This window comes from Streptomyces sp. NPDC050548, from assembly GCF_044457385.1.
In the GTDB taxonomy this organism is placed as follows: Bacteria; Actinomycetota; Actinomycetes; order Streptomycetales; family Streptomycetaceae; genus Streptomyces.
Genome location: NZ_JBITGV010000004.1, coordinates 247,663 through 266,313, shown reverse-complemented (window position 1 = coordinate 266,313; position 18,651 = coordinate 247,663). Strand labels below are relative to the sequence as shown.

The following is an 18,651-nucleotide window of genomic DNA, read 5'->3' as shown; positions in this document are numbered from 1 at the left end:
CGACACGGCCCCTGTACCTCCGGAGGGAGGCGCGGGGGCCGTTTTCCGTTCACCAGAGCCCGACGGGGTCACGCCAGGCCGCTCTCCGCAGGATGTCCCGGATGCGACTCATCCCGAACTTGTCCTCGGCACTGGAGAGTTCGGCCACTTCCAGCAGAAGCGGCCGGATGTCGACCCGCGCCTCACGGGCCTCTTCGCACAGGCCGTTCAGGGTGACCATCTCGTCCCGGGTGTCGTCGCCGTGGTCCCTGGCGGACGCCGGCCTCGTCCAGCGGGTCCGGCCCGTCGCGCAGACGGGCCGGCCAGTCGGGGTCGGTGATGTCCACCGGCATGCAGAGGCCCCGGCCGCCCGGTGAAGGACGGTCGGGGCCCTGTGCGTGCTTCGGGGGCTCAGTGCCAGCTGTGCGGCGCCCGGAACCCACCCTCGCGCTCCAGTCGGCGCCAGCCGGCCTTGCGCAGGGGACGGTGGGTCTCAGTGGTCGGGGCTGCTGCCGCGCGGGCCAGGAGGATGGCCGTGATGGCGGCGACTTCCTCGGGCTCGGCGTGGCCCTTCTCGACACGAATGTCAGGCGTGGTCATAGGTCTCAGTCTCCGTGAGAGAGGTTTCCGCACGGGTAGCGCGGAGGGTCCGCTGGGTTACTGCGGGGGGTTGCCGTGCTTGCGCGAGGGCAGGTCCGCGTGCTTGGTGTGCAGCATCGCGAGCGACTGGATGAGGACCTCGCGGGTCTCGGCCGGGTCGATGACGTCGTCGACGAGTCCGCGCTCGGCCGCGTAGTACGGGTGCATCAGCTCGGACTTGTACTCCTTGACCATCCGCGTCCGCATGGCCTCGGGGTCTTCGGCGTCGGCGATCTGGCGGCGGAAGATGACGTTGGCGGCACCTTCGGCGCCCATCACGGCGATCTCGTTGGTGGGCCAGGCGTAAGTGAGGTCCGCACCGATGGACTGGCTGTCCATGACGATGTAGGCGCCTCCGTACGCCTTGCGCAGGATGAGCGAAATCCTCGGCACGGTGGCGTTGCAGTACGCGTAGAGCAGCTTCGCTCCGTGCCTGATGATTCCGCCGTGTTCCTGGTCGACGCCGGGAAGGAATCCCGGGACGTCCAGAAGCGTAACGATCGGAATGTTAAAAGCGTCACACATCTGGACAAAGCGCGCAGCTTTTTCGCTCGCCTCGATGTCCAGGACGCCCGCGAGGGTCTGCGGCTGGTTGGCGACGATGCCGACGACCTGGCCGTCGAGGCGGGCCAGCGCGCAGATGATGTTGCGGGCCCAGCGCTCGTGGATCTCCAGGTAGTCGCCGTCGTCGACGATCTCCTCGATGACCTTGGCCATGTCGTACGGCCGGTTGCCGTCGGCCGGGACCAGGTCGAGCAGGATGTCCGAGCGGCGGTCGGCGGCGTCGGAGGACTCGGCGCGGGGCGGGTTCTCGCGGTTGTTCTGCGGGAGCATCGACAGGAGGTAGCGCACCTCGGCGAGGCAGGTCTCCTCGTCGTCGTAGGCGAAGTGGCAGACACCGCTCGTCTCGGCGTGCACGTCGGCGCCGCCCAGGCCGTTCTGCGTGATCTCCTCGCCCGTCACCGCCTTCACCACGTCCGGACCCGTGATGAACATCTGGGACGTCTCACGGACCATGAACACGAAGTCCGTGAGAGCGGGCGAGTACGCCGCGCCGCCCGCGCACGGGCCGAGCATCACGCTGATCTGCGGGATGACCCCGGACGCCTTCGTGTTGCGCTGGAAGATGCCGCCGTAGCCGGCGAGCGCGCTGACGCCCTCCTGGATACGGGCACCGGCGCCGTCGTTCAACGACACCAGCGGAGCACCCGCCGCGATGGCCATGTCCATGATCTTGTGGATCTTCGTGGCGTGGGCCTCGCCCAGCGCGCCGCCGAAGATCCGGAAGTCGTGCGCGTAGACGAAGACCGTGCGGCCCTCGACCGTGCCCCAGCCGGTGATGACACCGTCGGTGTACGGCTTCTTGGCCTCCAGGCCGAAGCCGACGGCTCGGTGCCTGCGCAGCTGCTCGACCTCGCGGAAGGACCCGGGGTCGAGGAGCAGGTCGATGCGCTCCCGGCCGGTCAGCTTCCCCTTGGCGTGCTGCGCCTCGGTCGCCTTCTCGCTCGGGCCGGCCAGTGCCAGGGCACGGATCTCGTGCAGTTCGGCCACTCGCCCGCGCGCGTCCGTCGGCTCACCCGGCGCCTCATCCAAAACGGTCATGTACCGACCCTACGAAGCACACCAAGGATTGTGCGCCGTCGACTCTGCACAGTCTCCGGCCCGTTTTCCTGGTACCACCGAACAGAACCTCACGGGCATGCAGCCGTTCCGACTGCTCAGGGGGCGTGCCCGTTGTAGGAGTCACACAAAGGCGTCAGCTGAGAGCCACCTCACATTCACATGGGGAGGATGCCATCCCCAGAGTGATTCCCGGAGGGACCCCAGGCCCGATTCCCGCATTGCCGAGCCCGCCGCGAGAGCGTACTCGTAGTAGTTGGTGAAACACCCTGCGGATGATGTTGAAAATTGAATGGAATAGGTCTACGGTCCTTCGTGTTGGCATCGTTGAACATTCAACAGCTTCATCCCCGCACGACCCCCGTCCCCCTTAGGAGCACGTCATGGGCATCTTCGGCCGCAAGAGCGACGACACCGACACCACCTCGGCGCCCGCCGCCGTCAACCCCGACCTGGCCGCGCTGACCGGCGAGTACACCATCGACCCGTCGCACACCACGCTCGGTTTCGTCGCCCGCCACGCCATGGTCACGAACGTCAAGGGCAAGTTCCTCGACTTCACCGGCACGCTGAACCTCGACGGCTCGGACCCCGCCAAGTCCACCGCCTCCCTGGACGTCAAGATGGAGAGCATCGACACCGGCTCCCCGGACCGTGACGGTCACCTCAAGAGCGCGGACTTCTTCAAGACGGAGGAGTTCCCCACGATGACCTTCCGCTCCACCTCCGCCGAAGCCCTGGGCGGCGACGACTACCGCATCACCGGTGACCTGGAGATCCTCGGCACCACCAAGCCGCTCACCATCGACCTGGAGTTCAACGGCGCCGCGAAGGACCCGTTCGGCAACGAGCGCGTCGGCTTCGAGGGCAAGGCCGAGATCCTGCGCTCCGAGTGGGGCCTCACCTGGAACGCGGCGCTGGAGACCGGTGGCGTCCTCGTCTCCGACAAGATCAAGCTGAACTTCGACATCTCGGCGATCAAGAGCGCCTGAGGTTGAGCCACGCGGCCAGATCATCGATCTCGGCCTCCACGGCATCGGCGATGCTCCTGCTGAACTCCACGTCCTGATGGACGGCGTTCACCAGGAGCGCGCCTGCCTTGCGGTCGGCGGTGGCGTCGAGCTTCCCGACGAGCTGATCGCCGTAGAGAATCGGCAGCGCGAAGTAGCCCCAGCGGCGCTTCGCGGCCGGTTTGTACATCTCCAACTGGTAGTCGTAGCCGAAGAGTTCGGTGGTGCGCTGCCGGTCGTGGACGAGTCGGTCGAACGGTGAGAGCAGTGCGGCGCGGCCGGTGAACGGCCGCTCCAGGTACGCCGGATCGACCCTCCACTCCCCCTTCACCCCTTCTACGACGGCCGGTTCGCCGGCCTCGCCGACGACGGCGGGTTCGACCGGGAGCGCGGTGCCGATGGCGCGGGCGATGCCGAGTGCGCGGAGCCGCCGTTCGTTCCGGAGACGGCGGGCCTCGGCGACGGGGACGGCGGGTTCGTCCGGGTAGACGCGGGAGGCCAGGTCCCAGAGCCGTTCACGTCCCGCCCTGCCCGCGATCGCGACTTCCCCTCTGAGCACCATCAGCTCCAGGAGCTGGGTGACGTTGCGGTTGTGCGTCCAGCCGGACGACTGCCACGGCACCGCGCAGGTGTCGGGCAACTCCCTTGAGGTGAGCGGACCTTGGCCGCCCAGCCGGTCGAGGATGTCGCGCCTGCACGCGTCGTTGGCCGCGACCCACTCCCGGTAGTGCTTGGTCTCCTTCTCCCATACGGCCATGTCGGCGCGGTACAGCGCCAGGTCCTCGCTCGGGCGGATCATCGCGCGGAGTTCGAGGAGGGTGCGGTTCGTGAGCGCGGCGGCGAGGTCCTCCCGTGTGTACGACGAGCCGAGGCGGCTCCAGGCGACCAGGTCGGCGTTGGGTGCGATCGCGGCCGTGGGGTCGATCTGGAGCAGGGTCAACTGGCGTACCACTGTGTGGAGTTCGGTGGGGCGGTGGGCGTCGAGAAGTTGCGCCTGGACGGCGATGCGGCGGGCTTCGGTACGGGTCAGTTCACGCATGGCGCTGATGTGCTCCCGGGGTGTGGCCGAAGGTGCGGCGGAAGACGTCGATGAAGGCGCTGGCGGACGACCAGCCGCACCGGTGGGCGACGGCGGTGACCTGGGTGTCCTCGGCGAGCAGCACCAGGGCGCGGTACAGGCGGAGTTGAGTGCGCCACTGCGGGAAGCTCATGCCGAGATCGGACTTGAAGAGCCGGGAGAGCGTACGGTCGCTCGCGCCGACCTGTCTGCCGAGGGCGGCCAGGGTGCGGTCGTCGGCCGGGTTTTCGCGCAGGATCTCGCAGACTGCCCGCAGGAGAGGGGCGGTTGGGGTGGGCAGGTGCAGGGGCTGCTGGGGCGAGGCCTTCAACTGGTCGAGCAGCACGGCGCGGAGTCGCGCGCGTTCGGGGCTCTCGTCCTCCGGGGCCTGCGTGTAGGAGATGATCAACTCCCGTAGCAGCGGCCCGACTTCCAGGATCGTCGGCTGGTCGAGCCCCAGCGGGTTGTCGCTCGCGGGCAGGCCGACCGTCCGCAGTTCGAGTTCGCCGTGGGCCTGGTGGGCGTGGACGGTGCCGGCCGGTACCCAGATGGCGCGGGTGCCCGGTGCGATCCACGAGCCCGTACCGGTCGTCACGGCCAGCACGCCGCGCCCCGCGTAGACGATCTGGTGGTCGTCGTGGCGGTGGGCGTCGATGGCGGCGCCGGGGGCCAGCCACTGGGTGCGGGTCGGCGCCACCGGCTCATGGCGGATTTCTGTCATTGTCTGGCAGTTTATCGGAAGCGCGACAAACAGCCCGGCGCCGAGCATGGCGCCATGTCAAAGAAGAAAGCCATCACGCTGCTCGCTGTCGGCCATGCCTGCGTGGACATCTACCAGGGCGCGGTCGCCGCGCTCATCCCGTTCTTCGTCGCCGAGCGCGCCTACAGCTATGCCGCGGTGTCGGGCATCGTGCTCGCCGCGTCCCTGCTCTCCTCGGTGGCGCAGCCGGTGTTCGGTCTGCTGACCGACCGCTGGGCGATGCCGTGGATCCTGCCGCTGAGCACGGTCCTCGGCGGACTCGGCATCGCACTGAGCGGCTTGACCGGTTCCTACGCGCTCACCCTGGTGTTCGTGGCCGTGTCCGGTGTCGGGGTCGCCGCGTACCACCCCGAGTCCGCCCGTGTGGCGCGGCTCGTCAGCGGGGGCAGCCACAGCGCGATGGGCTGGTTCTCGGTCGGCGGCAACCTCGGCTTCGCCGCCGCGCCGCTCATGGTCGGCGGCGTCTTCGCCACCGGCGGCCTGCGCCTGTCACCGCTGCTCGTGCTCCCCGCCCTCGCGGGCAGCGCGCTGTGCCTGCCGGTGCTGCGCGCGCTGGGGAAGCGGGAGAGTGGCGCCGCCCACGGCGCGGTCCCGGTCGGCACCGACGACAAGGCGTCGTTCGTGCGGCTCTCGCTGTCCGTGGTGCTGCGGTCCATAGAGTTCATCGGTCTGAGCACGTTCATCTCGCTCTACGCCCAGCAGCGCATGGGAGGCGGTACGGCGGCCGGGATCGTGGCGCTGTTCGTCCTCTATCTCGGGGGCGCCCTGGGCTCCGTGGTGGGCGGCAACCTTGCCAACCGCTGGGACCGGGTGACGGTCGCCCGCTGGTCGTACGTGCTGACGATCCCCGCGATCGCGGGCACGGTGTTCGTCCCCGGGCCCGCGTTCTACGTCTTCGTGGCGCTGGCGTCCCTCGCGCTCTACGTCCCCTTCTCCCTCCATGTCACCCTCGGCCAGGACTACTTGCCCACCCGCGTCGGCACGGCCAGCGGTATCACGCTCGGCCTGACCGTGAGCATCGGGGGCATGGTCACTCCGCTGATCGGGGCGATCGCCGACGCGACGTCCCTGCGGACGGCGCTGACCCCGCTGATCGTGCTGCCGGTGTTGAGCTGGCTGCTGTTCCGGGGGCTGCCCGAACCGACCGCACCGGGCAACGGCCTCGGCCTCTCCCCGGCCGAGCCGGTCGGGCCTACTTCCCTGCCGTCCCGCGCTTCCCGCTGACGGACTCGCGATAGATGTCCCCATAGGTGCGCTGGTCCTTGATCAGGTCGTCGGCGAAGGCGGCGACGTCGGTGCCGATGAGTTCCAGGACTCCCTTGCCGTCCACGGCGCCCTCCTCGAAGAATTCGACGATTCCCGGGAGCAGGGTCAGGTCGGGCAGTTCGACCGGTCCGACCTTGAAGTAGTACTTCTGCATTTCGTTGTAGACGATCTGGTAGTCCGGCGGGAGCGCTTTGACCCGCGACATGTGTGCCCGCCAGTGCTTCTTGCCCTTGATGATGTCCTGAATGCTCACGTCAGCCTCCCAGCCGGGCCAATTTCCGGGCGACGTTCCGGTTCAACTGCTCGCGCCACCGGTCGCGATAGCTCCGGGTTCCTTCTCCGCCGGCCAGCGCCGCGCAGAAGCCCGCGATGTCGTCGCCCAGTACGTCGTGAACGCTCTGGCCGTCCGCCGCGGTCTCTTCGAGCAGGCCCAGGGCGCTGTCGAGGATCGGCATCAGGTTGCGGCCCGTGAAACCGGAGTACGGGGAGAGGTGGACCTTGATCTCCTCCCACGCCGCCCGGTGGTCGTCCGGCAATGCCTCGGCCCGGGCTTCGAAGCCCTTCCATTCCCGGGTGAGGTCGCTGCCGGTGATGGTCTGCCAGTAGTTCATCGCCCGCCCTCCTTCAGCTTGTTGATGCGCGCGGAGAGGTAGTCCCATTTCGCCCAGAACCGCGTGAGTTCTTCGCGTCCCGCTTCGTTGAGCGCGTAGAACTTGCGCGGCGGACCCACCCCCGACGGTCGCTTCGTCACCTCGACGAGCCCGTTCTTTTCGAGTCGCAGCAGGATCGTGTAGACCGTGCCCTCGATGACATCGGCGAAGCCGAGTTCATTCAGCCGGCGCGTGATGGCGTACCCGTAGGTCTCCTCGCCGCCGATGATTTCCAGCACGCAGCCCTCAAGGGTGCCTTTCAGCATCTCCGTCAGGTCGTCCATCGCCGGTCTCCGCTCCGCCCGTTCCCACTCTCGGTACTACGTAGTACCGAGTACCACTATACGGTATCACCGAGTAGCTGGGCCAGGGGCGGACCGCGAGCGGCGAGCAGCGAGCGGCGTCAGACCACCGCGAGGCGGTCCACCAGTAGCCGTGTCCTCCGCTCGGCGTACTCCGGCGGCAGCCGTCCCGCCCGGGTCAGGGTGGCCAGGCCGTGCAGGGCCGCCCAGAACAGCTCGGTGAACACCCCCGGGTGGACACCGTCCCCGGCGACCTCTCCGAGGTTTTCCAGCAGGGCGGCGAAGGCGTCCTTCAGCGGCTCCGGGGTGTCCTCCTGCGCGAAGGCCAGGCCGCCGTCGAGCTGGAACATGGCGTCGTACACCGCCGGGTTGCGTTCGGCGAAGTCGAGGTAGGCGCGGGCGAGGGCGGAGACCCGGGCGCGCGGGCCGTCCGCGGCGGAGGTCGCGGAGGTCGCGGCCCGCAGCTCCGCGGCCAGCTCGGTGGCGCCCTGGAGGGCTACGGCGCCGATGATCTCGCGCTTGCCGCGGAAGTGGCTGTAGAGGACGGGCTGGCTGTACTCGATGCGCTCGGCCAGCCGGCGGGTGGTGACCGCGTCCCAGCCCTGCTGCTCGGCGAGTTCGCGGGCCGTCGCCAAGATGAGGCGCTCGCGGCCCGCCCGTTCGCGCTCCTTGCGTTCCTGTACCGACATGATTCGATCCTAGCACCGCTAGACATCCGAGCGGCAGTAGTACTAGCGTTGCCTCATCAGCTAGCAACGCTAGAAAACAGGGAGAGTCGTGATGCTCACCGCGCTTGAGGTCTTCACCACCGTGGTCGTCGGCGTGATGGTCGGGGTGGAGTTCTCCGTCGCCTTCGTCATGAACCGGATCTTCAACGCCCTTCCCGAGGACAGCGGCCAGCTCGGCCGCGCCCACGGGGGCCGGATGCTCGGCGCCGTGATGCCGTTCTGGTACATCGGCTCGCTCGTCCTGAGCGCGGTCTGGGCCGTCGCCGGATGGCACCACTCCGGCGCCGGCCTCGTCGTCACCGCCGCCGCGCTGCTGATCGTGAGCGTGATCATGTCGCTCGTGCTGCTCGTCCCGATCAACAACCGGGGCAAGACGTGGACCCCCGAGAACCGGCCCGCCGACTGGAAGGAGCAGATGAACCGCTGGGACCGGTACCACTACGTCCGCGTCGCCATCATCATCGCCGCGTTCGCTCTGCTGGCCGCGGCCCTCACCTGAGCGCGAACTCGCACCACACCACCGTGCCCGGCGACCGCTCCCCCACGCCCCACTTGTCCGACAGCACGGCGACCAGCATCAGGCCCCGCCCCTCCTCCGCGTCCAACGACCGGTACGGGGTGCGGACCTTGCGGAGTTCGGTGGTGCCGCTGTCGTGGACCTCGATCCGGAGGACACCGTCGGGGTGCAGCGACAGGTGGAGGGCGAAGCCCCTGCCTGGCGGTACGCCGTGGAGGACCGCGTTGGTCGCCAACTCGCTTACGCAGAGCAGCGCGTCGTCCATCCGGTCCGTGACCGACCAGGACGTGAGCGACTCCCGGGTGAAGTCGCGGGCCAGGGCGACCGATCTGCGGTCCCGGCGGTAGAACGCCTCGCGGGTGTGGCTTTGTTGGAGTTGTTCATTCACGGGACCACTGTCACAGGGAGTCACTATCGTGGGTCAGTGAGTGAGGTCGTAGTTCTTTTTGCTACGACCCCACTACGACGTCTTCGGGTGTGCGCGGGGGAAAGGGACACGCATGCAATCGGCGAAGAGGCCTAAGAAGGTCGGCACTTGGGAAGCGGTCGGGGGGCTCGTCGCCCACTTTCGGAGGAAGGCGGGGTACACGCAGGAGCGGTTCGCCGAGATTGCGAATCTGCACGTCGACACGATCCGGTCGATCGAGCAGGGGCGGCTTGCGCTTCAGGACTATCGCGCGGTGGAGTTCGATGAACTGCTCGGTACGGGTGGGGCGTTGTTCGCGCTGGTGGACAAGTTGCCGGTGCGGGAGCGGATGCCGCTGTTCGCGCAGGGCCTCGTCGACAATGAGCAGGAGGCCATCAGCATCCTGTCGTACCAGAGTCTGGTGATTCCTGGTCTCCTTCAGACCAGGGACTACTGCCGCGCCGTCTTCGAGTACCGCTATCCGGCACTCGGGGACGAGACCGCGGAGCAGTGGGTGGACAACCGGATGCAGCGGCAGTTGATCTGGCAGCGCAAACGGCCGCCGGTCGGGCACTTCATCATCGAGGAGAGCGTCTTGCGGAGGCAGGTCGGCAGTGCGGAGGTTATGCGGACGCAGATTCAGCAACTGCTGGACTTCACCGAGCCGGTGAACATGAGCTTGCAGATCATGCCTATGGATCGGACTCCGCACGCCTGTCTCGACGGTCCGATGGTGCTGCTGGAAACGCCTGAGCACGATCGCCTGGTCTGGCTGGAGGTACAGCGGGCGAGCTTCCTCGTCGATGATCCCGACGAGGTCAGCGACTATCACCACAAGTATGGAATGCTGCGGTCTCAGGCTCTCACTCCTGCCGAGAGTGTGCGCCTCCTGGAGCAACTGCTAGGAGAGTAATGAACACCGCAGCACGGCAGTGGTTCAAGTCCAGCTACAGCGGCAGCGAAGGCGGCAATTGCCTTGAAGTCGCTTACGCCTGGCACAAGTCCAGCTACAGCGGCAGCGAGGGCGGCGACTGCATCGAGGTCGCTGCCCACCCCTCCGCCATTCACGTCCGGGACTCCAAGGTCGCCGCCGGGCCCATCCTCACCGTCGCCCCCGGCACTTGGACCGCCTTCCTCGACACTGTCACGCATCCCGCAGCCTGAACCACGCTCCCCCGGCCCCCAACAAGCCCACCGCGTACGCCGCCAGAACCCCAAGCCCGGGCCACGGAGCGATCGCCAGCGTGCCCAGATTCTTCGTCGCCTGGATGGACAGGCCCGCCGGCATCGGGGCCCAGCGTTGCAAACGGTGTTGCCAGGTTGGGGAGTTGACCATGTGGGACAGGATCGGGACGACGTAGAGGACGCCTAGCCCCGACGTGATCGCTCCTGCCGTGTCGCGGAGCAGGGTCGCCAGGGACAGGCCCATGAGCGTCACCAGGACCAGGATCAGGATCGAGCCCGTCGCCGGTCGGAGCAGGGCACCGTCCGGCGGGGTCTGGAGGATCAGGCGAGCCAGGCCCAGGGAGGACAGGATCCCCAGGGCTCCCGCCATCGCCGTCAGCAGTGACAGGGTCGCCGCCTTCGATGTCAGTACCCGCCATCTGCCCGGCATCGCGGTGAGCGTCGTACGGATCGTGCCCGTGCTGTACTCCGCGCCTATCGACAGCGCGCCCAGGACCAGGCATATGGCCTGGCTCAACTGGACGCCCGAGAGGGCCAGTTTGGTCGTGTCCGCGTCGCACGGGGCCGGGCAGATCCTGGTCGTGACCGACGAGGCCGCCGCCGCGCCGACCGCCGCCGTGAGGACGACCGTTGCGGTCAGGAGCCACCAAGTGCTGGGCAGGGTGCGGAGTTTGGTCCACTCGGCGTGCAGAGAACCCAGCCACCTCACGCGTCCCGCCTCCTTACCGTCCAGGCCGCCAGCAGGAGGGCCGCCAGCGTGTAGGCCGCCAGGACCGCCAGGCCGTTGTACGGAGAGAGGGGGTAACAGCCGCTCTCCGGGAGGCAGTTGTGCTGGACCTGGGGGTAGTACGTCTTGCCCTGCTGGATCGCGAAGGCCGCCGCCGGGGTCGCCCGCAGCAGCCACTGGGCGGCTGGGAGCGGGAAGGCGAAGGAGAGGATCTGCGGGAGGATCACCAGGACCACGACCGTCGCTATCGCGCCGGCGCTGTTGCGCAGCACCACTCCCAGGGACAGGGCCAGGACCGCCACCAGGGACAGGAGTGCCGCGCTGCCCACCACCGCCCGCAGGGACGGGTTCTCCAGGAGGGACAGGTCGGGGAACTCGGGGGGCTTGAAGCCGTTGGAGCGCAGGGTCTTCTGGGCCCAGGTGAAGCCGACTGCCGTTGCCAGCAGGCCTGTTGTGAAGGTGATCGCCGCGATGACTGTTGTCTTCGCGGCCAGCACCTTCAGTCGGGACGGGGTCGCCGTGAACGTCGTACGGATCAGGCCCCGTTTGTATTCGGTCGTCACGAAGAGCGTGCCCAGGGCGACCATGAAGAGGAGGCCGACGAAGACTCCCTGGAAGCCCATCTGGACCATGTCGGGGCTGTTCTCCTCGGGGGCGATGTCTCCGTGTCCGGTGAGTGTGTACGTGCCGGTCGCGGACACCGTCGTCGTGCCCGGTCGGCTGTTCGGGCCAGGACTGTTGGCGGGGACGCCGATGTCCGTGGCCGTCCAGCGGGTGGCGGTCGAGTTGCCCTGGAGGGTGAGGTGATCGAAGGTGCCGGTGGCCTCGCCGCCGCCCTGCACCTCGCTCGTGCCGCCGAAGGAGCGGTGGACGACCTGGTGAGCCGGGGCCGTGAGGAACAGGCCCACCTGGACCGTCTCCCCCAGCCCCCCAACCCGTACCTCCCCAAGCCGGGTCCAATTCTGACCGTCTACCGACGCATAGCCGGTTAGTTTCTCCCCCAGCCTTTTCAGGCGGAGCCACTGGGGGGCCTTCGCCAGGTCGCTGCTCGGGCCCGCCGTGTCGTGGGTGAAGTTCCACTGCATGCGGACGCCGTGCGCCGGGGTCGCCATCACCGCCGCGTACGGCGAACCCTGCTTCAGGCTCGACTTGACGATGATCCCGGCCTTGGCCCAGGGCTCAAGGTCCCTGCCGTCCGCGCTCTTCAGCCCGGTGACGCGAGCCGTCACGGTGCCGTCGCCCGTCAGCGGACGGTGGGTAAAGCGGAAGGCGTCGTTGACGACCTCGCCGCCCGGACCGACGGAGATCATGGGACCACCGCCGACACTGGAGCCACTCGCGCCCAACTGGCAGACCACGACCGTCACGACGGCGGCGATCGCCAGCACCAGCAGCCAGGCCCTGACCGTCCAGAACTTCGTCCACTCCGCACGCAGCAGGCGGCCGAAACCGGCCCGGGCGGGGTGCAGCGCCGAGCGGTACGGCGCGGGCGTCCTCGTCGGCGTCGTCATCGGGTCACCTCGTCCGGCTCGGCGGGCGTCGACGTGAACTCGACCGCGTCCCGGGTGAGTTCCATGTACGCCTCCTCCAACGAGGCCCGATGCGCGCCCACTTCGGCGAAGGGGACGCGAGACGCGGAGAGCAGCTCCACGATCCGCTCGGCGGGCAGGCCGGTGACGGTGAGCAGGTCACGGTCGACGACGGCCACCGTGCCGCCCTCCCGGGCGAGCAGTTCCATCGCTTCCGTACGACTGCTCGTGCGCAGCCGCACCCGGTCACCGGAGGCCGCCGCGAGAAGGTCGGCGACCGCCGTGTCGGCGATGAGACGACCGCGGCCGATGACCACCAAGTGGTCGGCGGTGTCCTCCAGTTCACTCATCAGATGGCTGGAGACGAGGATCGCCCGGCCCTCCGTGGCGAGGTGGCGGAGCAGGGTGCGGATCCACTGAATGCCCTCGGGATCCAGGCCGTTGACCGGTTCGTCGAGGAGCAGAACCGGCGGGTCGCCGAGCAACGCGGCTGCTATGCCGAGCCGTTGGCGCATGCCGAGGGAGTAGCCCCCCGCCCGCCTCCTTGCCGCCTGCTCCATCCCGACCTGTTCGAGGACCTCGTCCACACGGCGCATCGGCAGCCCGTGGGAGTGGGCCAGCCAGCGCAGGTGATCACGGCCCCGGCGGGCGGGGTGCAGCGCGGCGGCGTCCAGGAGCGCGCCGACCTCCAACAGCGGGGTACGCAGGGCGTGGTAGGGCCGCCCGCCGATCAGCGCCCGGCCCTCGTCGGGGGTGTCCAGGCCGAGCAGGGAGCGCATGGTGGTGGACTTGCCCGCTCCGTTGGGACCGACGAATCCGGTCACCGTGCCGGGCTCGACCCTGAAGGAGAGGCCGTCGACCGCGAGGGTCCGGCCGAACCGCTTCCGTAAGTCGCGGACTTCGATGCTTGCGTCGCTCATGGTGAGGGAGGCTAGGCGCGCACCCCACACGGTGTCGTCACGCCGGGGAGGTCCCTCACGAGGGGGACGCCGGGCAGGACCGGGGTCGGCACAATGGCTGGGTGGGCGTGGAGGATTCGTCGGGTGCGGAGGGTTCGGCACCACCGGAGAACGCCGTCGGCGTGAGCGCCGTCGCGGCGGAGGAACCTGGGCCGGTAACGGTTCGGGGACCGGGCGGGGACTCCACGCCGGTTCGCCACCTGGACCGAGACCCCGGGATGGTTGGGGACCCGGACCCCACGCCAGGTCGGCACCCAAGCCGGGGCCCCGGGGCGGTTCGAAGCCCGGACCGAGACCCCAAAACGGATCGGCACCCGGGCCAGGACTCCATGCCAGGTCCGGACCCGAGCCAGGAGTCCACGCCAGGCCGAGACCCCGGGACGGATCGGTACCCGAGCCAGGACCCCACGTCGGGTCGGCACCCTGGCCGAGGCGCCGGCACGGTCCGGGGACCGGGCCGGGAGCGGCTGGTCGGCGTGGGGCGGGCGGGGGTCGGCGCCGTCTCGCGCCGCGCGGTTCTCGTCGTCCCCGGCGGCCTGGCCGTTCTCGCGGTCTCCGAAGTCCTTCTGCGCGGCGGCGACTTGGCCGGCGGCTTCGCCGCCCTGCTGTTGCTCGCGCTCGCCACCACCGTCCCCCTCCCCTTCGTCCTCGGGACCGGGACCGGGCGGCTCGCCCGAGGTGGTGCGGCCGTCGCGATCAGCGCGGCCTGCGTGCTGTCCCTCGTGCCCTTCGGAATGCTCACCGTCGGCGGGGTAGTGGCCCAGCTCGTCTGCGTGTACGTGCTGGGGCGGGCCGGAGCCACCGCGCTCGGCGGCCTGTTCGTCCTCCCCTACGTCGTCATCGCGCTCGTCGGCCACGAGGACCCGACCCGGATCGTCGCCGTCCTCGTGGCGACCCTCGCCTCCGCCGCAGCGGCCACCGGCATCGCCCACCATGTGCGCAGCACCGCACTCGCCCACAGCGTCACGGAACAGGCCTTCGCGGACACCCTCCTCGAACACGCTGCCCGGGGTGAACGGGCGCGTATCGCACGGGAGTTGCACGATGTCGTCGCCCACCACATCTCGATGATCGCCGTCCAGGCGGAGACCGCCCGCCTCACCACCCCTGGACTCCCGGCCGAGGGCGCCACCCGCCTCCTCGCCATCGGCGACACCGCGCGCACCGCGCTGACCGAGATGCGGCGGCTGCTGGGCGTACTGCGGGAGGACGCGCACACCGGGGTCCAACGACGGCCCCAGCCCGGCCTGCGTCAACTCATGGAACTCGTCGACGAGTCACGGGACGCGGCCGGTTCCCGTACCCGGCTCATCGTCAGCGGGCCGGTCACCACGCTCGACCCCGGCATCGAGGTCACCGCGTACCGCATCGTGCAGGAGGCCCTCACCAATGCCCGCCGGCACGCGCCCGGCGCCGCCGTGGACGTGGAACTCCGTTACGGGAACGCGGACTTGACGGTGCGCGTCCGCGACAACGGCCCCGGGCAACCCGCCACCCATGACTCCGGCCACGGGCTGCTCGGCATGCGCGAGCGGGCCGCCACCGTGGGCGGCACCCTGCGCACCGGCTCCGCCCCCGGCGGCGGATTCCTCGTAGAGGCCCGCCTGCCCGTCAACGCGGACGACGACGAGGAGGCACCGGCGTGACCATCCGCATCGTCGTCGCCGACGACCACGAGCTCGTCCGGGTCGGATACGCCGGACTCCTCGCCACTCAGGCCGACTTCGCCGTCGTCGGCACGGCCCACGACGGCGCCGAGGCGGTACGCGTCTGCCGGGAACAGCTCCCCGACGTGGTCCTGATGGACGTACGCATGCCGGTCATGGACGGCATCGAGGCCACCGCCCGCCTCCAGGGCCCGGACGCCCCACGCGTGCTCGTACTGACCACCTTCGACCTCGACGAGCACGTCTACGACGCGCTGACGGCAGGGGCGAGCGGCTTCCTGCTCAAGGACGTGACGGCGGAGCGGCTCTTCGACGCGGTACGGGTCGTGGCGGCCGGTGAGGCGCTGCTCGCACCCGCGATCACCCGACGGCTCATCTCCGAGTTCGCACGTCAGCGCCCCCGAACCGCCCCTGTACGGACCGCACTTGACGCCCTCACCCCACGCGAGACCGACGTCCTGCGGCTGCTCGCGGAGGGCCTGTCCAACCCCGAACTCGCCCAGCGCCTGCACGTCGGCGAGGAGACCGTGAAGACCCACGTCAGCCGCATCCTGTCCAAACTGGGGCTACGGGACCGTACCCAGGCCGTGGTGATGGCCTACGAGACGAGGCTCGTCGTGCCGAGAACGGGCTGACGGCGGGCGCGCGGCACCGGCAGCAGCCACCACGCCGACACCACCGACAGCACCGCGCCGACCGCGATTCCTTCGAGCCGGGTGGGCAGCAGGTGCAGTGCGTCCTGGCCGAAGTAGCCGAGGAGGAGGGACAGGGCGCAGGTCATCCCGGCAGCCCAGTAGGCGTAGTTGAGAGGACGCAGCCACAACGCGACCGCGAGGACGGCGAACATCAGCGCCACGGAGGTGTCGCCGGTGACGCCGATCGCCGCGACGCCCGCGGCCAGCAGGGTGCCGATCGTGGCTCCGGCCAGCCGCTCAATTCCCTTGCGCAGTACGTCCGTTCGGCCACGGTTGCCGCTCGCGGCGACGTACGCGGTGAGGACCACCCACGGCCAGTGGTCGTCGAAGAACAGCCGACCCACGGCGAATGCGGCGGCGATACCGGCCGCCATCTGCAGCGCCATACGGGTGCTCGGGCGGGGGTGGAGACGGGAGCGGCGCGGCGGTTGCTCGGCGGCGGGTTCAGCACGCCAGGACTGGGGTGCGAACCGGTCCCCCAGCCCCTGCACCAGCCACACCCCACCGCACACCAGCGCACCGACCAGCGCCGACCAGCCCCAAGTGACCAGCCCGCTCTGCGCCTTGGACGGAAGCGCGGGGCCGGGCACGACGAGGAGGGCCACGAGTGGAAGGGCCAGCAGGGTGCCGATCTTCGTGGCGGTGGGGCCGTAGCGGCGGATCCAGATGGCCAGCGCCATGCCCGCCGTGTAGACGGCGGCGCCGAGCACGTAGTGGGAGGCGAGCAGCCGGCCCACGAAGATCGAGGCGCCGGCCGTGATCGGCAGCAGGACGAGCGCGGTGAGGCGGCGGCGGGTGTCGGCGGTGCGCTGGGAGCGGAACAGGGTGAGGGTCAGGGCGACCGCGAGGACCAGCACGTCGGTGTGCAGTCCCGCGGCACCCTCCAGCCAGAGGGCGACGCTCCAGCAGAGCAGCATGGCGGTCATCGTCAGAGCCGCTTCGTACGCGTTGCGTATTAGTTTGGCGGTCACTATCACTACGGTAGCGGGCATTACGAGCGCTGAATAGTAAGTTAGCGCGTACGATATCCGGCATGGATCATCTCTCCGAGGCCGTCCGGATCCGTCGCGGTGTCGTACGCCTGAACCGGCGGTTGCGACAGGAGCGCGGCGACGGCGGGCTCACCCCGAACCAGCTGATCGTGCTCGGGCATCTGCACCGGAACGGTTCGGCGACGCCGGGTGAGGTCGCGGTGGCCGAGCGGCAGCGGCCCCAGTCGCTCACGCGGGCCTTCGGCGAGCTGGAGGCGGAGGGGTTGATCTCGCGTGAACCGAGTGCGGTGGATCGGCGGCAGTCTGTTCTCACATTGACGGCGGCGGGGCGGCAGGCGTTGGACCGGGACATGGCTGAGCGGGATGTGTGGTTGGCGGGGGCGTTGGCGTCGTTGAGCGAGACGGAGCGAGGGGTGCTGGAACTGGCGGGGGCGATTATGGAGCGGCTAGCAGGTCGTTGATCGGGTGCGGGTCGGTGGGGGCTGGTCGCACCCGCGCGGCGGAGCCGCAAATGTCACAGCCCCGCGCCCCCTACAGGGTGGCCGTGCGCCTCAGAAACCCCCGCCGAAGTCCCCGCCTCCTCCTCCGTCTCCGCCCCCTCCGAAGTCCCCTCCCCCGAAGCCGCCGCCGAAGTCCCCGGGGTCGAAGTCCGCGCCGGACACATCGCCGCCGTCGTAGCCGCCACTGCCGAAGTCGCCGTAACCCGTGCCGTAGTCGGAGGCGTACGACGGCGTGGACATCATGCTGCCCAGCAGGGTGCCGACGAGCAGGCCGGGGAGGAGGCCGCCGCCGAAGTAGCCGCCCGCCCAGGGGCCGTAGGCCGGGCCCGCGTCCCAGTACGGGCGGCGGCCGTAGTCCGTGTCGACCTCGCGGATCATCGGGTCCCGGCCGTCCGCGAGCCGGGCCTGGTCGGCCGCGCAGACCGGGACCTCGCGGGGTGCGCCGCCGGCCGGGGTCCAGGTGGCGTCGGCGACCGAGGGGCCGTGGCGCGGGTCGAAGAAGCAGGGGGCGCGGCGCTCGGGCAACGGGCGCCCCTCACGGCGGGCGGCGAGCTGCGCGAGGGAGAAGCGGCCGTCCTCCAGCGCCTGGGTGACGGACCGGACGTCCTCGGGTTTCGTGGCCGCCGCCATGTACGACTTCGCCTGCTCGTACGCGTCGAGGGCACGCTCGTAGTCGGCGCGCATCGCGTCGTCGGCGCCCGGTTCCGCCGGGTGGAATTCGAGCCGGTCCAGTTCCTCGCCGAACGCCGTGATGTCCTCGTCGACCACCACCCGCAGCTTGTCGAGGGCGGCCCGCTGCTCCTCCAGCCTGCGGCGGCGGGAACGCCGTACGAGGGTGTACGCCCCCGCGCCACCGGCCACCAGGACCCCGCCCGCGACGATCAGCGCGGTACCGGAGACTCCCCCGCCGCTGTCCGAGGAACCGCCCCAGGACGCGGGCGCCGAGCCGCCCATGTTGGCGATGGCCCGGTCGGTGAAGTCGTCGAGCTGGGTCTTCGCGTCCTCGCCCTGCACGCTGGCGACCAGGTTCTTCACGGCCGCGTTCGACAGGACCGAGGAGTCCGCGCGGGCGTCGAAACGGTCGCCGAGGCGGATCGCGTAGAGGCCGGTGATGCCGGTGGCGGTGCGCAGGTCCGTGAAGAGGTTCGCCGTCGGGTAGCCGGCCGGGAGAACCACGACGAAGACCGGCTTGTCGGCCTTCTTGATGCGCTGCGCGAGCGCGTCGGCGGACGGCAGTCCGGAAGCCGCCGGGTCGACGTAGACCGGGCCCTCGCGCAGGGCCTGGCCGATCGCCGACACGCCGGTCGCCGCGACGGCCGGGGACGCCATGGTCAGCGCGGCGAGCAGCAGGGCCACGAGCAGCCCCGGGAGGCTTCGGCCCCAAGCGACAGCCTTCATAATCCGACGCTAGCCGAAGCGCCCTGAAGGGGCGCGGGGAACTGCGCGACCGGCCACGACGACGC

At 69.8% G+C, this 18,651-nt stretch carries 23 protein-coding genes; 8 read left to right on the top strand and 15 right to left on the bottom strand.

Translation table 11 applies throughout. The features are described from left to right. Positions 1-49: 49 nt before the first annotated feature. The 3 genes from ACIBJH_RS14395 to ACIBJH_RS14385 form a co-directional block, all read right to left on the bottom strand. Positions 50-220, bottom strand: a complete 171-nt coding sequence (locus tag ACIBJH_RS14395; protein WP_399117157.1) for a hypothetical protein — start codon at positions 218-220, stop codon at positions 50-52. A gap of 170 nt (positions 221-390) precedes the next feature. After that, a complete protein-coding gene (locus ACIBJH_RS14390) occupies positions 391-579 on the bottom strand; it encodes an acyl-CoA carboxylase subunit epsilon (protein WP_019068709.1) in 189 nt (62 codons plus the stop codon). 57 nt (positions 580-636) lie between these two features. Continuing rightward, complete coding sequence (locus ACIBJH_RS14385) at positions 637-2,220, bottom strand: acyl-CoA carboxylase subunit beta (RefSeq protein WP_399117156.1); 1,584 nt, start codon at positions 2,218-2,220, stop codon at positions 637-639. A gap of 401 nt (positions 2,221-2,621) precedes the next feature. Between ACIBJH_RS14385 and ACIBJH_RS14380 the strand changes: the two genes are divergently transcribed. Then, positions 2,622-3,230, top strand: a complete 609-nt coding sequence (locus ACIBJH_RS14380; protein WP_399117155.1) for a YceI family protein — start codon at positions 2,622-2,624, stop codon at positions 3,228-3,230. Here the strand turns inward: ACIBJH_RS14380 and ACIBJH_RS14375 are convergent. Both ACIBJH_RS14375 and ACIBJH_RS14370 read right to left on the bottom strand, forming a co-directional pair. Then, entirely contained in the window at positions 3,217-4,287 is a 1,071-nt protein-coding gene (locus tag ACIBJH_RS14375) for a DNA glycosylase AlkZ-like family protein (RefSeq protein WP_399117154.1), read from the bottom strand. The two genes, ACIBJH_RS14380 and ACIBJH_RS14375, sit on opposite strands and share 14 nt — an antisense overlap. Continuing rightward, a complete protein-coding gene (locus tag ACIBJH_RS14370; protein WP_399117153.1) occupies positions 4,280-5,026 on the bottom strand; it encodes an AraC family transcriptional regulator in 747 nt (248 codons plus the stop codon). Before ACIBJH_RS14370 ends, ACIBJH_RS14375 begins: the two co-directional genes overlap by 8 nt. A 54-nt stretch (positions 5,027-5,080) precedes the next feature. Here ACIBJH_RS14370 and ACIBJH_RS14365 point away from each other — a divergent pair, with 54 nt between their 5' ends. Further along, positions 5,081-6,289 carry an MFS transporter gene (locus ACIBJH_RS14365; protein WP_399117152.1) on the top strand — a complete coding sequence of 403 codons (1,209 nt, stop codon included), beginning with the start codon at positions 5,081-5,083 and terminating at the stop codon, positions 6,287-6,289. Here the strand turns inward: ACIBJH_RS14365 and ACIBJH_RS14360 are convergent. From ACIBJH_RS14360 to ACIBJH_RS14345, 4 genes are all read right to left on the bottom strand, one after another. Continuing rightward, positions 6,258-6,584 carry a DUF1048 domain-containing protein gene (locus tag ACIBJH_RS14360; protein WP_399117151.1) on the bottom strand — a complete coding sequence of 109 codons (327 nt, stop codon included), beginning with the start codon at positions 6,582-6,584 and terminating at the stop codon, positions 6,258-6,260. The two genes, ACIBJH_RS14365 and ACIBJH_RS14360, sit on opposite strands and share 32 nt — an antisense overlap. A 1-nt stretch (position 6,585) precedes the next feature. Beyond that, the gene (locus ACIBJH_RS14355) at positions 6,586-6,942 is read right to left on the bottom strand and encodes a DUF1048 domain-containing protein (protein ID WP_399117150.1); all 357 of its coding nucleotides are present in this window, start codon (positions 6,940-6,942) and stop codon (positions 6,586-6,588) included. Continuing rightward, entirely contained in the window at positions 6,939-7,265 is a 327-nt protein-coding gene (locus ACIBJH_RS14350; RefSeq protein ID WP_399117149.1) for a PadR family transcriptional regulator, read from the bottom strand. The genes ACIBJH_RS14355 and ACIBJH_RS14350 overlap by 4 nt, the downstream gene beginning before the upstream one ends. Positions 7,266-7,384: 119 nt before the next feature. Next, positions 7,385-7,972, bottom strand: coding sequence for a TetR/AcrR family transcriptional regulator (locus tag ACIBJH_RS14345; RefSeq protein WP_399117148.1), 588 nt, complete (start codon positions 7,970-7,972; stop codon positions 7,385-7,387). 91 nt (positions 7,973-8,063) lie between these two features. On the opposite strand from ACIBJH_RS14345, the gene ACIBJH_RS14340 reads away from it, so the two are divergent. Continuing rightward, entirely contained in the window at positions 8,064-8,510 is a 447-nt protein-coding gene (locus ACIBJH_RS14340) for an anthrone oxygenase family protein (RefSeq protein ID WP_399117147.1), read from the top strand. On the opposite strand, the gene ACIBJH_RS14335 is transcribed toward ACIBJH_RS14340, so the two are convergent. Then, positions 8,503-8,916, bottom strand: a complete 414-nt coding sequence (locus tag ACIBJH_RS14335; RefSeq protein WP_399117146.1) for an ATP-binding protein — start codon at positions 8,914-8,916, stop codon at positions 8,503-8,505. The two genes, ACIBJH_RS14340 and ACIBJH_RS14335, sit on opposite strands and share 8 nt — an antisense overlap. 112 nt (positions 8,917-9,028) lie before the next feature. On the opposite strand from ACIBJH_RS14335, the gene ACIBJH_RS14330 reads away from it, so the two are divergent. Both ACIBJH_RS14330 and ACIBJH_RS14325 read left to right on the top strand, forming a co-directional pair. Beyond that, positions 9,029-9,847 (top strand): helix-turn-helix domain-containing protein, encoded by an 819-nt coding sequence (locus tag ACIBJH_RS14330; protein ID WP_399117145.1) that lies wholly within the window; start codon positions 9,029-9,031, stop codon positions 9,845-9,847. Further along, a complete protein-coding gene (locus ACIBJH_RS14325; RefSeq protein WP_399117144.1) occupies positions 9,847-10,098 on the top strand; it encodes a DUF397 domain-containing protein in 252 nt (83 codons plus the stop codon). The genes ACIBJH_RS14330 and ACIBJH_RS14325 overlap by 1 nt, the downstream gene beginning before the upstream one ends. Here ACIBJH_RS14325 and ACIBJH_RS14320 read toward each other — a convergent pair. From ACIBJH_RS14320 to ACIBJH_RS14310, 3 genes are read right to left on the bottom strand one after another with little or no spacing between them, the layout of a single operon-like run. After that, positions 10,079-10,828 carry an ABC transporter permease gene (locus ACIBJH_RS14320; RefSeq protein WP_399117143.1) on the bottom strand — a complete coding sequence of 250 codons (750 nt, stop codon included), beginning with the start codon at positions 10,826-10,828 and terminating at the stop codon, positions 10,079-10,081. The genes ACIBJH_RS14325 and ACIBJH_RS14320 overlap by 20 nt on opposite strands. After that, entirely contained in the window at positions 10,825-12,357 is a 1,533-nt protein-coding gene (locus tag ACIBJH_RS14315) for a hypothetical protein (RefSeq protein WP_399117142.1), read from the bottom strand. The genes ACIBJH_RS14320 and ACIBJH_RS14315 overlap by 4 nt, the downstream gene beginning before the upstream one ends. Then, positions 12,354-13,295: an ABC transporter ATP-binding protein gene (locus ACIBJH_RS14310; RefSeq protein ID WP_399117141.1), complete on the bottom strand. Its 942-nt coding sequence runs from the start codon at positions 13,293-13,295 to the stop codon at positions 12,354-12,356. Before ACIBJH_RS14310 ends, ACIBJH_RS14315 begins: the two co-directional genes overlap by 4 nt. 515 nt (positions 13,296-13,810) lie before the next feature. On the opposite strand from ACIBJH_RS14310, the gene ACIBJH_RS14305 reads away from it, so the two are divergent. Continuing rightward, positions 13,811-14,980 (top strand): sensor histidine kinase, encoded by a 1,170-nt coding sequence (locus ACIBJH_RS14305; RefSeq protein WP_399117140.1) that lies wholly within the window; start codon positions 13,811-13,813, stop codon positions 14,978-14,980. Beyond that, positions 14,977-15,636: a response regulator gene (locus ACIBJH_RS14300; protein ID WP_399117139.1), complete on the top strand. Its 660-nt coding sequence runs from the start codon at positions 14,977-14,979 to the stop codon at positions 15,634-15,636. The genes ACIBJH_RS14305 and ACIBJH_RS14300 overlap by 4 nt, the downstream gene beginning before the upstream one ends. Here ACIBJH_RS14300 and ACIBJH_RS14295 read toward each other — a convergent pair. After that, complete coding sequence (locus ACIBJH_RS14295; protein ID WP_399117138.1) at positions 15,600-16,667, bottom strand: FUSC family protein; 1,068 nt, start codon at positions 16,665-16,667, stop codon at positions 15,600-15,602. The genes ACIBJH_RS14300 and ACIBJH_RS14295 overlap by 37 nt on opposite strands. A gap of 62 nt (positions 16,668-16,729) precedes the next feature. Here ACIBJH_RS14295 and ACIBJH_RS14290 point away from each other — a divergent pair, with 62 nt between their 5' ends. Next, a complete protein-coding gene (locus tag ACIBJH_RS14290; RefSeq protein ID WP_399117137.1) occupies positions 16,730-17,149 on the top strand; it encodes a MarR family winged helix-turn-helix transcriptional regulator in 420 nt (139 codons plus the stop codon). Positions 17,150-17,239: 90 nt separating this feature from the next. Here the strand turns inward: ACIBJH_RS14290 and ACIBJH_RS14285 are convergent, their stop codons facing one another. Beyond that, a complete protein-coding gene (locus ACIBJH_RS14285; RefSeq protein WP_399117136.1) occupies positions 17,240-18,586 on the bottom strand; it encodes a hypothetical protein in 1,347 nt (448 codons plus the stop codon). Positions 18,587-18,651 lie beyond the last annotated feature (65 nt).

Excerpts from the sequence above, each read along its gene's own strand:
- ACIBJH_RS14395 (WP_399117157.1), bottom strand. The coding sequence starts at position 220 with ATGGTCACCCTGAACGGCCTGTGCGAAGAGGCCCGTGAGGCGCGGGTC.
- ACIBJH_RS14390 (WP_019068709.1), bottom strand. The coding sequence starts at position 579 with ATGACCACGCCTGACATTCGTGTCGAGAAGGGCCACGCCGAGCCCGAG.
- ACIBJH_RS14385 (WP_399117156.1), bottom strand. The coding sequence starts at position 2,220 with ATGACCGTTTTGGATGAGGCGCCGGGTGAGCCGACGGACGCGCGCGGG.
- ACIBJH_RS14380 (WP_399117155.1), top strand. The coding sequence starts at position 2,622 with ATGGGCATCTTCGGCCGCAAGAGCGACGACACCGACACCACCTCGGCG.
- ACIBJH_RS14375 (WP_399117154.1), bottom strand. The coding sequence starts at position 4,287 with ATGCGTGAACTGACCCGTACCGAAGCCCGCCGCATCGCCGTCCAGGCG.
- ACIBJH_RS14370 (WP_399117153.1), bottom strand. The coding sequence starts at position 5,026 with ATGACAGAAATCCGCCATGAGCCGGTGGCGCCGACCCGCACCCAGTGG.
- ACIBJH_RS14365 (WP_399117152.1), top strand. The coding sequence starts at position 5,081 with ATGTCAAAGAAGAAAGCCATCACGCTGCTCGCTGTCGGCCATGCCTGC.
- ACIBJH_RS14355 (WP_399117150.1), bottom strand. The coding sequence starts at position 6,942 with ATGAACTACTGGCAGACCATCACCGGCAGCGACCTCACCCGGGAATGG.
- ACIBJH_RS14350 (WP_399117149.1), bottom strand. The coding sequence starts at position 7,265 with ATGGACGACCTGACGGAGATGCTGAAAGGCACCCTTGAGGGCTGCGTG.
- ACIBJH_RS14345 (WP_399117148.1), bottom strand. The coding sequence starts at position 7,972 with ATGTCGGTACAGGAACGCAAGGAGCGCGAACGGGCGGGCCGCGAGCGC.
- ACIBJH_RS14340 (WP_399117147.1), top strand. The coding sequence starts at position 8,064 with ATGCTCACCGCGCTTGAGGTCTTCACCACCGTGGTCGTCGGCGTGATG.
- ACIBJH_RS14330 (WP_399117145.1), top strand. The coding sequence starts at position 9,029 with ATGCAATCGGCGAAGAGGCCTAAGAAGGTCGGCACTTGGGAAGCGGTC.
- ACIBJH_RS14325 (WP_399117144.1), top strand. The coding sequence starts at position 9,847 with ATGAACACCGCAGCACGGCAGTGGTTCAAGTCCAGCTACAGCGGCAGC.
- ACIBJH_RS14315 (WP_399117142.1), bottom strand. The coding sequence starts at position 12,357 with ATGACGACGCCGACGAGGACGCCCGCGCCGTACCGCTCGGCGCTGCAC.
- ACIBJH_RS14310 (WP_399117141.1), bottom strand. The coding sequence starts at position 13,295 with ATGAGCGACGCAAGCATCGAAGTCCGCGACTTACGGAAGCGGTTCGGC.
- ACIBJH_RS14290 (WP_399117137.1), top strand. The coding sequence starts at position 16,730 with ATGGATCATCTCTCCGAGGCCGTCCGGATCCGTCGCGGTGTCGTACGC.
- ACIBJH_RS14285 (WP_399117136.1), bottom strand. The coding sequence starts at position 18,586 with ATGAAGGCTGTCGCTTGGGGCCGAAGCCTCCCGGGGCTGCTCGTGGCC.